The sequence below is a fragment of the Arthrobacter sp. efr-133-TYG-120 genome, from assembly GCF_030209785.1.
Lineage (GTDB): Bacteria > Actinomycetota > Actinomycetes > Actinomycetales > Micrococcaceae > Arthrobacter.
This window is the reverse complement of sequence record NZ_JARVRI010000003.1, coordinates 18,609-31,526: the sequence shown is the minus strand read 5'-3', so window position 1 is coordinate 31,526 and position 12,918 is coordinate 18,609. Positions and strand designations below refer to the sequence as shown.

General features: G+C 65.0%; 12 protein-coding genes. 10 read left to right on the top strand and 2 right to left on the bottom strand.

Translation table 11 applies throughout. The features are described from left to right. The first annotated feature begins 45 nt into the window (after positions 1 to 45). The 7 genes from QRN51_RS02645 (at position 46) to QRN51_RS02615 (ending at position 7,143) form a co-directional block, all read left to right on the top strand. A complete protein-coding gene (locus tag QRN51_RS02645) occupies positions 46 to 1,380 on the top strand; it encodes a type III PLP-dependent enzyme domain-containing protein (protein ID WP_284988507.1) in 1,335 nt (444 codons plus the stop codon). A gap of 10 nt (positions 1,381 to 1,390) precedes the next feature. After that, positions 1,391 to 3,049: an N-acyl-D-amino-acid deacylase family protein gene (locus QRN51_RS02640; RefSeq protein ID WP_284988506.1), complete on the top strand. Its 1,659-nt coding sequence runs from the start codon at positions 1,391 to 1,393 to the stop codon at positions 3,047 to 3,049. Next, entirely contained in the window at positions 3,039 to 3,674 is a 636-nt protein-coding gene (locus QRN51_RS02635; RefSeq protein WP_284988505.1) for a bifunctional 4-hydroxy-2-oxoglutarate aldolase/2-dehydro-3-deoxy-phosphogluconate aldolase, read from the top strand. The genes QRN51_RS02640 and QRN51_RS02635 overlap by 11 nt, the downstream gene beginning before the upstream one ends. 22 nt (positions 3,675 to 3,696) lie before the next feature. After that, on the top strand, positions 3,697 to 5,088 hold the full coding sequence (locus QRN51_RS02630) for a GntP family permease (RefSeq protein WP_284988504.1): 1,392 nt from the start codon (positions 3,697 to 3,699) through the stop codon (positions 5,086 to 5,088). Positions 5,089 to 5,422: 334 nt separating this feature from the next. Continuing rightward, positions 5,423 to 5,623 (top strand): hypothetical protein, encoded by a 201-nt coding sequence (locus QRN51_RS02625; RefSeq protein WP_059388808.1) that lies wholly within the window; start codon positions 5,423 to 5,425, stop codon positions 5,621 to 5,623. 57 nt (positions 5,624 to 5,680) lie between these two features. Next, on the top strand, positions 5,681 to 6,847 hold the full coding sequence (locus tag QRN51_RS02620; protein WP_284988503.1) for a WD40/YVTN/BNR-like repeat-containing protein: 1,167 nt from the start codon (positions 5,681 to 5,683) through the stop codon (positions 6,845 to 6,847). An 8-nt stretch (positions 6,848 to 6,855) separates the two neighbouring features. Further along, on the top strand, positions 6,856 to 7,143 hold the full coding sequence (locus tag QRN51_RS02615) for a MoaD/ThiS family protein (protein WP_284751077.1): 288 nt from the start codon (positions 6,856 to 6,858) through the stop codon (positions 7,141 to 7,143). 16 nt (positions 7,144 to 7,159) lie between these two features. Here QRN51_RS02615 and QRN51_RS02610 read toward each other — a convergent pair whose 3' ends face one another. Together QRN51_RS02610 and QRN51_RS02605 are read right to left on the bottom strand one after the other, a co-directional pair. Then, positions 7,160 to 7,396, bottom strand: a complete 237-nt coding sequence (locus QRN51_RS02610) for a hypothetical protein (RefSeq protein ID WP_059388807.1) — start codon at positions 7,394 to 7,396, stop codon at positions 7,160 to 7,162. A gap of 184 nt (positions 7,397 to 7,580) precedes the next feature. Continuing rightward, the gene (locus QRN51_RS02605; protein WP_284988502.1) at positions 7,581 to 8,897 is read right to left on the bottom strand and encodes an MFS transporter; all 1,317 of its coding nucleotides are present in this window, start codon (positions 8,895 to 8,897) and stop codon (positions 7,581 to 7,583) included. A gap of 208 nt (positions 8,898 to 9,105) precedes the next feature. Here QRN51_RS02605 and QRN51_RS02600 point away from each other — a divergent pair, with 208 nt between their 5' ends. From QRN51_RS02600 to QRN51_RS02590, 3 genes are all read left to right on the top strand, one after another. Continuing rightward, positions 9,106 to 9,876 carry an IclR family transcriptional regulator gene (locus QRN51_RS02600; RefSeq protein ID WP_059388805.1) on the top strand — a complete coding sequence of 257 codons (771 nt, stop codon included), beginning with the start codon at positions 9,106 to 9,108 and terminating at the stop codon, positions 9,874 to 9,876. Positions 9,877 to 10,045: 169 nt separating this feature from the next. Next, a complete protein-coding gene (locus tag QRN51_RS02595) occupies positions 10,046 to 10,969 on the top strand; it encodes a shikimate dehydrogenase (RefSeq protein ID WP_284988501.1) in 924 nt (307 codons plus the stop codon). Beyond that, positions 10,969 to 12,909: a bifunctional sugar phosphate isomerase/epimerase/4-hydroxyphenylpyruvate dioxygenase family protein gene (locus QRN51_RS02590; protein WP_284988500.1), complete on the top strand. Its 1,941-nt coding sequence runs from the start codon at positions 10,969 to 10,971 to the stop codon at positions 12,907 to 12,909. The genes QRN51_RS02595 and QRN51_RS02590 overlap by 1 nt, the downstream gene beginning before the upstream one ends. Positions 12,910 to 12,918: the final 9 nt, after the last annotated feature.

Here is a 12,918-nt window from a genome sequence, read left to right as displayed (position 1 = left end):
TGAATTGCGCACAGTGAAGTTGCGCATCGTGAAGGGATCGAACTGGTGAACACTTCCACGTCCGGGGCCGGAGCAGAGGCCGGGGCAATTGCAGCGGACGCCGTGGCGCGCCTGGCGGATGTCCGGCTCGACTGGCGGCACAAAGCCGTGCCCGCCACAGCCAACGGCACCAGCCACCGCGAGTTCCTCTCCACAGCCCCGAAGCTCGAGGACCTCCAGACGCCGTTGCTGACACTTGATGCCGGGGCGCTCCGCGGCAATGCCGATCGCTTGGCCTCGTGGTGTGCTGAGCACGGCGTCTTGCTGGCTCCGCACGGAAAGACCACCATGGCGCCGCAGCTTTGGGCGGAACAGCTGAGCCGTGGCGCCTGGGGGATCACCGTGGCGAACTTCGCCCAGCTCCGCGTGGCCCGCGCGTTCGGCGTGCGGCGCCTGCAACTGGCCAACAGCCTGAGCGATCCGCACGCGATCGAATGGGTCGCCAAGACCGCGAGTCCGGACCAGCCGATCCTGTCCTGGGTGGACTCCACCGTTACCGTGCAGGTTATTGGCCGCACCTTGGAAGCCGTTGGAAGCAACGCCGTCCTGGATGTCCTCGTTGAGCTCGGCGGGATCGGCGGCCGCACCGGGGCACGAGGCGTGGAGGCTGCACTCGACGTCGCCCGCGCCGTCAGTGCCTCCCCGCACCTGCGGCTCGTGGGGGTGAGCGGCTACGAAGGATCGCTGGCCCACATGGCCGACGCCCACAGTCTCGCCGCCGTCCGCGGCTTCTTGGGCCAGATGGGTGAGCTGCATCAACGGCTCCTCGAGGAAGGTCTCTACGGATCCGACGCCGTCATCCTCACGGCAGGCGGCAGCGCCTACTTCGACGACGTCGTCGACGTCCTTTCGCCCTACGCCACCGCTGGCTCCGAGGCAAGCCCCCGGGTGGAACTCATGATCCGCAGCGGCGCCTACATCATCCACGACGACGGCTTCTACCGGGGCATCTCGCCGTTTTCCCGCGACGGCGGCCAGCCGTTCATGGCAGCTATGCACGGCTGGGCGCGCGTCGTGTCCCAGCCCGAACCCGGCCTTGCCATCCTCGACGCCGGCAAACGGGACTTGCCCGTTGACGAAGGCCTGCCGCGTCCACAGCTGATCGGGCCCGCGCTCGGTGGTCCCATGCTGCCCCTCGGCGGTGCCGAGATCACCGCCGTCAACGACCAGCACTGCTTCATGACCTTCGACGCCCGCACCACCACCGTGCGGCCCGGCGACGTCGTGCGCCTCGGACTTTCGCATCCGTGCACAGCCTTTGACAAGTGGACCCTCATCCCAGTGCTGGCGGACACCGACGGTGACCAAACCGTCGTCGACCTCATCCATACCTTCTTCTAGGACCCTCGCCATGAAGACCCTCATCAGCAACGCCATCCTGGTGGACGGAACCGGGACGGACCGCCGTCCCGCGGACGTCCTGCTGGACGGCGAGGTGATCGCCGTCGTCGCCGACGCCGGATCCCTCACCGCAAGCGGAACCGGCGCCGGGCGGACCATCGACGCCACGGGACTCGTCCTGAGCCCCGGCTTCATCGACATGCACGCCCATTCGGACCTGCAGCTGCTGGTCAACAAAGACCACTACGCCAAGCTCAGCCAAGGCGTCACCACCGAACTGCTGGGCCAGGACGGGCTGTCCTACGCTCCGGTGGACGACGCCACGCTTACCGGAGTCCGCGAGAAGATCGCCGGCTGGAACGACAACCCGCAGGATTTCGACTGGGATTGGCGAACCGTGGGCGAGTACCTGGACCGCCTCGACGCGTCCGAAAACGGCAAGAGGATCGCCACCAACGCCGCCTACCTCGTGCCGCAGGGAACCGTACGGGCCCTCGTGATGGGCTTCGCCGAAGGGGACCCGACACCTGAGCAGCAGGAGCGGATGCAGGACTTGGTCCGCACCGCCATGGAGGAAGGCGCCGTAGGGATGTCCTCCGGACTGACCTACACCCCCGGAATGTACGCCCGCACGGAGGAACTGGCAGGACTATGCCGGACCGTGGGGGAGCTGGGTGGTTTCTACGCCCCGCACCACCGCTCCTACGGAAAGGGCGCGCTCGGCGCCTACGCTGAGATGATCGGACTGAGCAGGGACACCGGCTGCGCGCTGCACCTTTCCCACGCCACCATGAACTTCGCCGAAAACAAGGGCAGGGCGGGCGAGCTTCTTGAACTCATCGACGCAGCGCTCGACGACGGCGCCGATATCACGCTCGACACCTATCCCTACCTCCCCGGAGCCACCACGCTCGCGGCCATCTTGCCCAGCTGGTCATCCTCCGGCGGCACCGAGGCCACACTCGCGCGCTTGGCTGACCCGGCTACGCTAGCGAGGATCCGCGAAAGCGTGGAGATCTACGGCTCCGACGGCTGCCATGGCGTGGTTGCCGAGTGGCACACCCTGGAGATCAGCGGCGTCCAGAACCCGGCACTCGCCGGCCATGTGGGCAAGACCATCGCCGCAATCGCCGCCGAATCCAACGCTGAGCCCTTCAACGTGTTCGTTCGGATCCTCCAAGAGGACCGCTTGGGCACCGGCATCCTGCAGCACGTCGGACACGAGGAAAACGTGCAGGCCATCATGGTCCATCGCACGCACACCGGCGGCAGCGACGGCCTCTTGGTCGGAGCCAAGCCGCACCCGCGTGCCTGGGGAACCTTTCCCCGCTACCTGGGCCATTACAGCCGCGACCTGGGCTTGCTGACCCTGGAAGAAATGGTCCACCACTTGAGCGGCCGCCCCGCCAAGCGGCTCAAGCTCGACCGCCGCGGGCTCGTCCGCGAAGGCTACGCGGCCGACGTCGTCCTCTTCGATCCGCGCACCGTCCGTGACGAAGCCACCTTTGAAAACCCCCGCAAGCCAGCCACTGGCATCCATTACGTGTTCGTCAACGGGACGGCAGCGATCGACGGCGGGAAGCCCACCGGCGCCCGTGCCGGCCGCGCCCTGCGCCGCAGCCCCGACGGACGCACCCGAGCAGGAAGTACGGAATCGCATGACTCCTGAAGAATTCGTCGAACAGCTTGAAGCCGACCGCACCCTCGCCGTCGTCCGTGCGCCGCTGATCCCCGACGCCGCCGAGCTGTGCCACGCACTGGCCGGCGCCGGCATCCGCAGCGTCGAACTGACGTTCACCACCCCGGACGTGCTGAAGCATGTGCGGCGGGCGGCGGACACCGCCGCGAAGCACGGCGCCGCCGTCGGAATCGGTACCGTGATGACGGCCGAGCAGGCAAGGGCAGCAATCGACGCCGGTGCCCGATTCCTGGTGACGCCCGGCCTTCGCCCCGAGGTTGCGGCGGTGGCTGCGGCCGCCGGTATTCCCTTCAGTTTGGGCGCCATGACACCCACGGAGGTTGCGCAGGCCCTTGACCTCGGTTCCGCGGCAGTCAAGATCTTCCCGGCCAGGCAGCTCGGCCCGGCCTACCTCAAGGATCTCCAGGGTCCCTACCCTGGCATCCGGCTTCTGCCCTCCGGCGGGATCGACGCCTCTAACGCCAAGAGCTATCTCGACGCCGGCGCCGCAGCGGTCTGCTGTGGAACCAGCGTGGTCCCTCCCTCCGCCGTGGCCGCAGGCGACTGGGCTGACATTTCGGCCAGGGCCGCCGCCTTCACCGCCACCCTCGCGTAGGAATCCCCAGAAAGTAACCTCCATGAATGAATTCCTGAACTGGCTGCGGCACGATACCGCCGGCCTGCTTCTCCTGGCAGGGGCCGGCATTGCCCTCCTGTTGTTTCTGATCATCAAAGTCAAGGTAGAACCGTTCATTGCCTTGGTGGGTACCAGCGTGCTCGTCGCGCTGGCGGGCGGCGTGAGCATCGATGCCCTCGTCGGCTCGCCGATCAAGAGCGGTGACGCCCTCATCGAGAAGGGCTTCGCCGGGATCCTCGGACACATCACGTTGATCATCGGCCTGGGCACCGTCCTGGGCGCTATCCTGGAACGTTCCGGTGGCGCGGAGGTCCTGCTGGGCAGGCTCGTGAAGATCTTCGGCGAAAAGGGAACGCCGCTGGCCATGGGCGTCACCGGTTTTGTCCTCGGCATTCCGGTCTTCTTCGACATCGGTATTTTCGTGCTCGCGCCCCTCGTCTACGTGGCGGCGGTACGCGGCGGAAAATCCCTGATTCTGTATGCCTTGCCGCTCCTCGCCGGCCTCTCGGTGACCCACGCCTTCCTGCCACCGCACCCGGGTCCCGTGGCAGCGGCTGGCCTGTTCCACGTTGAACTTGGCTGGATCATCATCATGGGCCTCGCCTGCGGTATCCCCGCTTGGTTCGCTTCCGGCATTCTCTGGGGCCAGTGGATCGGCAAGCGCGTGCAAGTGTCCGTTCCGGAGGACCGCGTGATCCCGGAGGCAGAGGAAGCCGTGGGCCACGAGCCGCCTATGAGCGTTGTTGCCCTTGCCATCGGCCTGCCGATGCTCCTGATCCTTGGCGCCACCTTCGGCAATGTCTTCCTGCCCGCCGGTGGGTTCCGCGATGCGCTCGTGTTCTTCGGCAACCCGGCCATTGCGCTCACCGTTGCCGTTGCACTCTCCATGTGGCTCCTGGGCACGCGCCGGGGCATGAGCGCCAAGGACCTCTCCGAACTGAGCTCGGCCTCGCTGAAGCCGGTCGGCATGATCCTGCTTGTTGTTGGAGCCGGCGCATTCTTCGGCGCCGTGCTCTCGGCAACCGGGGTGGGCAACGCGGTGGCGGACACTTTGGCCAAGGCCGGGCTGCCGGTGATCGTGTCCGCTTACGTGATCGCCTGCGGCATGCGCCTCGCCCAGGGCTCGGCCACGGTCGCGATCGTGACCACCGGCGGCATCCTGGCCCCGGCGCTCACGGCCGGACACTATTCGCAGCCGCAATTGGCCCTGATTGTCATGGCCATCTCCTCCGGCTCCATCATCGCCAGCCACGTGAACGACGGCGGATTCTGGATCATCTCCAAGTACTTCAACATGTCAGTCAAGGACACCCTGAAGACGTGGACGGTGCTGGAGACCGTGCTCTCGGTAGTGGGCTTCGGCATGGCGGCGCTGCTGTACCAGTTCGTCTAAACGCTGAGCGACACGGAAAATCCCTGGCGACCCCGGAATTCCGTGGGCGCCAGGGATTTTGCGTGTCGCGAGGCTTAAACAAAGAGCTCCGGAGTGCGTTATTGGGGGATACGCACTCCGGAGCGGACTTTGGAGCAGGTTCTTGGGGGTTCCTGCTGACAAATAGCTTACGTGCCCCAACAGCACTCCGCTACCAATCTGAATAACTACTTTCACTTTACTTTTTCCGGTCCCGGGTTCACGGCGAAACCCGGCGTTTGATCGGGGTACCCGGCCCCTTGTAGTGCACCCGGCGCGGGCCTAGCGTTAACTTGCACAGGAAGGGGTGGTCCACGTGGAGATCTTCATGTGGTGGCTGGACATAGACCTTAAGAGCAAGGAATGGCTGCGCGAAAACCTTCGTGCCACTGAGCTTCCACTGGAAGTTCTGCAACGGATTGCGGATGTCGGAGGTCCGCGCCTTGAAGAGCTGGCCGGCGGGCTGAGCGACGCCGACTGGGACTTCATTGAGACGCAGTCCGAGTTCGTGGACTGAGGCGCTTTCCTAGACCGGTTCATAAAACCGTTGCGGCTCCCGCGCGGGGATGGTTGCATGGGGTTCATGGCTACCGCAGAGAGTTATGTCTTGGCGATCGGGACCAAAAAAGGATTGTGGCTGGCACGCAGCACAGACCGCAAGGAATGGTCCCTTTCCGGTCCGCACTTCCTCATGAGCGAGATCCCCAGCATCGGGATCGATACGCGCGGGGACAAGCCCCGGATCATGGTGGGCGTGCGCTCCGAACACTGGGGTCCCACCGTGGCCCACTCCGATGACCTGGGCGCCACATGGACCGAGCCCGAACAAGGCGCCATCAAATTCCCGGACGGCACGGATGCCGCTCTGGAACGGATCTGGCAGATCTACCCGGACTCCGCATCCCGGCCCGGCGTGGTCTGGGCAGGTTGCGAACCGATCTCTGTCTGGAAATCGACCGACGGCGGAGAACACTTCGAGTTGAACCGCGGCCTCTGGGACCACCCGCATCGCAGCGAGTGGGGCGCGGGTTACGGTGGCGCTGCCGCCCACTCGATCGTGGTCAATCCTTCCGGGGAGAACGTCCATGTCGCCATGAGCACGGGCGGCGTCTACCGATCGCTCGACGGCGGAACCTCCTGGGAGGCCCGCAACAAGGGGATCTCGGCCTACTTCATGCCCGATCCCAATCCCGAGTTCGGCCAGTGCGTCCACAAGATCGCCGCGGATGCCGCCGTCGAAGGCCGGTTGTATGCGCAGAACCACCACGGCGTGTACCGCACGGACGACAACGGCGAGAACTGGGTTTCAATCGCCGACGGCCTTCCCGCTGATTTCGGCTTCGTGATGCTCACCCACCCCCGCCGCGAAGGGACCGCCTGGGTGATCCCGATCAAGGCCGATAGTGAGCGGATTCCGCCGGACGGCCATCTCGCGGTGCACCGCACGGACGACGCCGGGAATACCTGGAAGCGTTTGGATGTGGGCCTCCCGGACCATGAATACAACGCCGTGCTCCGTGACGCAGCCGCGGTGGATTCTGCTGAACCTGCCGGGGTGTACTTCGGAACACGCGGCGGTTCTGTCTACGCCAGCGCTGATGAGGGCGAGTCCTTCATCGAAGTCGCCTCGCATCTACCTGATGTTTTGTGTGTCCGGGCTGCTGTTGTCTCCGGCGTCGTCCCCGCAGATGTGGCAGACGAATTGGCCGCTGCCGCCGCAGCATCCAGCCTGCCGGCCTAGGACGTACGTTGCCCGACATTACGGTGCTTTTGCCCAGCGTTCTCCAGCCCCTCGCCGGCGGGCAGTCCTACCTGACTACGCCCGCCGACGGAGCTGTGACCGTGGAAAGCTTGCTTGATGCTGTGACCGGGGACTACCCGGTGCTGGCCCGGAGGATCCGGGATGAAACCGGTTCGCTCCGCCGCTACGTGAATATTTACGTGAACGGCGAGGAGGTCCGGCGTCTGAAGGGTCTGGATACTGAGGTAGCTGCCGGCCAGGAGGTCTTGATCATCCAGTCCGTGGCTGGCGGCTGAGTGGTTCGGGGCCAGGTCAGGCCACTCGCCAGACTGTGCATTCGTCGGTATTGATGGCCTTGCGCAGGCCCGTCAGCTGATCCATGATCCAAACGACGCCGATGCCCGGGGCCGTTTCCTGGACGCTGCCCCTGCGGATGACAACGTCATCGTAGGAGGGTCCGACGGAGAGGCGGGCTTCGATCTGGTCGCCGCGGTGCAGCTGGTCAAGCGCGCGGATTCTTGTGGGGTGGGTTGATACTTCCTTCAACATGGTGGCCTCCCTGGCTGGAGCTGCCAGCATTTGCCGGCTATTCCAGTGTGGCGGGCCAATGTTGCGGTGTGGTTTCGTGCGGGTTAGCCGTGGGTAAGACTTCCGGGACAAAGAAAATCCGTGGTTCCACACGGGCCCAGAGGGCGGCCGGTGTGGAACCACGGATTTGTTTGGAGGGAGCGTCCTACTTCAGGCCGAGCTCCGCCGTCGGGGTCTTGAAGGATTCGCGGGCGGTCATCGCGGAGACCGCCGCGATGACGCAGATGACGCCGGTGAAGATGCTGATCTGGACCCAGCCGCCGGCCTTGGTGCCGCCCATTGCCGTCACGATGGTCGGGGCGAAGCCTGCCATGAGGAAGCCGATCTGGGTGCCGATGGCCAAGCCGGAGAAGCGGACCTTGGTGCTGAACATTTCGCCGTAGAAGGAGGGCCATACCGCGTTTGCGGCGGCGTATCCGAGGGAGAAGTACACCACGGAGACCAGGAACATGAGCGGCACGTTTCCGGATTCGAGCGTCAAGAGGAACACCGGCGTCATGATGGCGCTGGCTACGGCGCCGTAGATGAAGACGGGCTTGCGGCCGATCCGGTCAGCCATCCGGCCGAAGACCGGCTGGGTGCCAAGCGCGACGACGTTTGCCGCCACGACGAGCCACAGGGTGATGGTGCTGTTCACGTGGGCCACGTCCTTGGCGTAGGCAATGGCCAAGGTTCCGAAGACCGTGCTCACCGCCGAGATGAAGGCGCAGCAGATAACGCGCAGGACGTCGGCCCAGTGCAGCCGCAGAAGGTCGGCCACGGGAAGCTTGGCGATCTGGTTGTTCTTCTTGGCCTCGGCGAACGCCGGTGGTTCGTGCAGGGTGCGGCGGATGAAGAACGCTACCAGGACCACGACGGCGCTGAGCCAGAACGGGATCCGCCAGCCGATGCCGTACTTGACCTCGTCCGGGAGGGCGACGACGGGGATGAAGACCAAGGCTGCGAGGATCTGGCCGCCCTGGGTTCCGGTAAGGGTCCAGGAGGTAAAGAAGGAGCGGCGGTTGTCCGGCGCGTGTTCCAGCGTCATGGATGAAGCGCCGGCTTGTTCACCGGCGGCCGAGAGGCCCTGGCAGAGCCGTGCGAAGACCAGCAGCGCCGGAGCCCACCAACCGATGGACTTGAAATCGGGGAGGCAGCCGATGATGAACGTCGCACCGCCCATGAGCACCAGGGTAAACATCAGCACGCGCTGGCGGCCGATGCGGTCGCCGAAGTGCCCCAGGATGATGGCTCCAACGGGCCGTGCTACGTAGGCGAAGCCGAACGTCGCGAAGGACATAATGGCTGCGTTGGCGTCGGCGCTGGGGAAGAAGACGTGCGGGAAAATCAGGGCCGCGGCCGAACCGAAGATGAAGAAGTCGTAGTACTCGACGGCGCTACCGAGGAAGCTGGCGAGGGCGGCCTTCTTCGGCGTTCCTGCCGTGGCAGTGCCCGGCGTCGTAGACGGGATCGTGTGACTCATGGTGTTCCTTTTGTGTGACGGCGATGTCGCATCTGGCTGAAATGTGCGTACCTGGAACGTCGTTGTGGGTCCGGCAGCGGCCTCACACTGTAGCCACATTGTGAGAGCTACTTGTGCGATATAGCAATAATGACTGTGAGCGCAGTCACTTGTCAAGATATTTACTCACCATCTAGATATAGCTCTCACGATGTGGCAATCTTTAGGTATGGATGTGAAGGAAGACACAAAAACCGACATGATCGGCAAGGCCCTGGGCCTCCTGGTATTGCTGGGTAATGAGCCGAAGGGGGCCAGCGCCTCGGAGCTCGCCCGCCAGGCGGAGCTGCCCTTCAGTACCACCTACAGGCTGCTCGGATCCCTGACCCGCGACGGATTCGTTGACTACGAGGCTGACGGCCGCCGCTACCACCTGGGGCTTCGCGTCTTCCAGCTGGGCCAGCGGGTGTCCAATCACCATGGCTTTGCGGGTACCGCGCGGCCCATCCTGCAGCGCGTCACGGAGGGGACCGGTGAGGCCACCATCCTCTCAGTCAGGGATGGCCACCACCACCTCACGGTCAACAAGGTGGACGGTCCCCAGATGTTCCGGGTCACGAGTGATCCGGGGCATCTTGGAATGCTGCACACCACGGCCGTGGGCAAGGCGCTAGTTGCCTTCGCGGACGACGACGAGCGGAAGCAGTTGGTGGAAGAGCTTGAGCTGGAGCCGCTGACGGAGTTCTCCATTACCGACCGCGACGCTTTCCGCCTGGAAATCGAGAAGGTCCGGCGCCAGGGCTACGCGATCATGGACGAGGAAAACGAGGTGGGCATGCGCGCCGTCGCCGTCCCGGTCCTCAATTCCCAGGGCGTTGCGTTCGCCTCGCTTGCCACCGCCGTCCCTGTCTTCCGAATGAGCGTGGAGCAGTTGGTGGCGGTGGTCCCCTTGCTGAAGAGCGCGGCGTCAGAGCTTGCCGACCGCCTGCCGCAGCGATAACGGCGCGTTAATAGTTATCACTTTTGTTCGCGATAAGAACACTAGTGCAAGATGTGAACATTTTGTGTAGTCTGATTCATACCGCCCGGCGGAGCAGCACGCTCTGGACGTCCCGAGGGAATCCAGGGAGGGCCAATCCGCGGGTGCAGTTGTCAAAGGAGCAATGAGCATGAGCAACCGAGCCGAATCCTTCCTGGTGGGCCTGATCGGTGAAGGCGTATCGCCTTCACTGACGCCGCCCATGCATGAGAGGGAGGCGGACGTCCAGGGGCTGCGCTACCTGTACCGGCCCATCGACCTGCTGGAGCTCTCCCTGCCCGGCTCCGCCGTCGGCGATTTGCTGACCGCTGCTTCCCGGCTTGGCTACAACGGCCTCAACATCACGCATCCGTGCAAGCAATTGGTGCTGCCGTTCCTGGATGAGGTTTCCGAGGACGCAAGGCGGCTCGGCGCTGTGAACACCGTGCTGATCAAGGACGGCCGCTTTACCGGCCACAACACGGACTTCTCCGGCTTCGGCTCAGCTTTGGCCAGCGGCCTTCCCGACGCCGGCCTGGAGCGAGTCGTCCAGCTCGGCGCCGGGGGTGCGGGCTCCGCCGTCGCATACGCCCTCCTTTCCGCGGGGGTCAAGTCACTGGACCTTGTGGACGTCGATCCGGTGCGCTGCGCGGAACGGGCGGCGGAACTTGCCGCGCTGTTCCCGGGCAGCACCGTCACGGCGCGCACGACGGCGGAGCTGCCGCAACTCATGCCGCTGGCCGACGGTTTGGTGCACTGCACCCCGGTGGGCATGGCCGCGCATCCAGGCCTCCCGCTGGACATGTCCCTCGTGGAACCCCGCCACTGGGTGGCTGACATCGTCTACCGGCCGATCGAAACGCAGCTGGTGCTCGAGGCCCGCGCCAAGGGTTGCCGCGTTCTCGACGGCGGTCGCATGGCCGTGGGGCAGGCCGCCGACGCCTTCCGCATCTTCACCGGCCGCGATGCCGATCCAGAACGGATGCGGGCGCATTTCCTGGAGCTTGTGGGCGCCGAGGTATCCAGGGCCGAAGAGTCCAAGGCCGACAAGGCGCTCGCCGGGGCGGGGCACTGATGCGCACGGGAATCGCCACCGTCTGCCTCTCCGGTACGCTCAAGGAAAAGATGCAGGCCTGCGCTATCGCGGGCTTCGATGGCATCGAGATCTTCGAACAGGACCTCGTCACCTCCCCGCTTAGCCCGGAGGACGTGCGGAAAATGGCCGCTGACCTGGGACTCGGACTGGACCTCTACCAGCCGTTCCGCGACTTTGACAGTGTCTCCGAAGACATCCTGCAGGAAAACCTGCGCCGGGCGGATGCCAAGTTCAAGCTCATGTCCCGCCTCGGAATGGACACCATCCTGGTGTGCACCAACGTGGGAACCGCCACGATCGACGACGACAGCCTCCGGGCCGAGCAGCTATCCCGGCTGGCGGAATTGGCCGGGAACCACGGCGTCAAAGTGGCGTACGAGGCCCTGGCCTGGGGCAAGTATGTCAACGACTACGAGCACGCGCACCGCTTGGTGGACACCGTGGACCACCCCAACCTGGGCACCTGCCTCGACTCCTTCCACATCCTTTCCCGCGACTGGGACACCGCACCCATCGAGGCCATCAAGCCTGAGAAGATCTTCTTCGTCCAGGTGGCCGACGCCCCGAAACTCTCCATGGATGTCCTGTCCTGGAGCCGCCATTACCGCGTGTTCCCGGGCGAAGGACAATTTGAACTGGCCAAGTTCATGGGCCACGTGGCACGCGCGGGCTATTCCGGCCCGGTCTCGCTGGAGGTCTTCAACGACGTCTTCCGCCAGTCCGATGTGGAGCGCACGGCCGTCGACGCGATGCGCTCGCTGATCTGGCTTGAGGAACAAAGCGCCAAATGGCTCGACGCGAAAGCGGCATCCCTTGCGGCGGAAGGCGTCTCTGGTGACTCGCCCGCCAACGCAGCCGGCCGCCGTCGTTATCCCATGGAACTGGCCACGCTGCCCAAGGTCGCCGAACCGGCCGGGTTCAACTTCGCAGAAGTCAAAACCGATGAGCCCGCACAGCTCGAAACTCTCCTGGGCCAACTCGGCTTCGAATTCGACGGCCGGCACCGGACCAAGGACGTGCAGTTGTGGTCCATGGGCCACGCCCGCGTCATCATCAACGAACAAGCGCCGTCGCACAGTGAACCCGCCATCGCGGCGTTGGGGTTCGACGTCGACTCTCCGGTGATTGCCTCGGCCCGCGCCCAGCAGCTCAAGGCTCCCGTGGTGCCACGCAAGGTGCAGGCGGACGAGGAAGTGTTCCAAGGCATCGCCGCCCCGGACTCCACCGAGATCTTCCTGTGCCAGGGCAGCCCGGACGGGACCGCGGCATGGACCAGCGAATTCGGGCAGACCCATGAATTCGGCGAAGGCCTCAAGCACCCTACAGCGGGAGCGCAAGCGGCGATCGACCACGTGAATTTGGCCCAGCCGTGGCAGCATTTCGACGAAGCCGTCCTCTTCTACACGAGTGCCCTCGCGCTGGAACCTCAACCGTTCGCCGAAGTGCCGAGTCCCAGCGGCCTGGTGCGCTCGCAGGTCATGGTGACGTCCGACCGTGCCGTGCGCATGGTGCTGAACCTGGCTCCGATGCTTCAGCAGGAGCCCGGCCAGAAGGGCAACGGCGCCCGCAAGAGCTACCAGGAACACATCGCCTTCGCGGTGGATGACCTCGTGGCCACGGCCCGGGCGGCGCAGGCACGGGGACTCGACTTCCTCCGGATACCGGCCAACTACTACGAGGACCTGGATGCGCGGTTCGCCTTGGATCCTGCCTTCCTGGCCACCCTCAAGGAATTGAACCTTCTCTACGACAGGGACGCCAACGGTGAATTCCTCCACTTCTACACCGCCACAGTGGGCAGCGTGTTCTTCGAAATGGTGGAACGCCGCGGCAATTACGACGGCTACGGCGCCCCCAACGCCCCCGTGCGGCACGCCGTCCAGTACGACTCGCTTCACGCCCACCACGTGCAGCGCTAAGCAGAAACT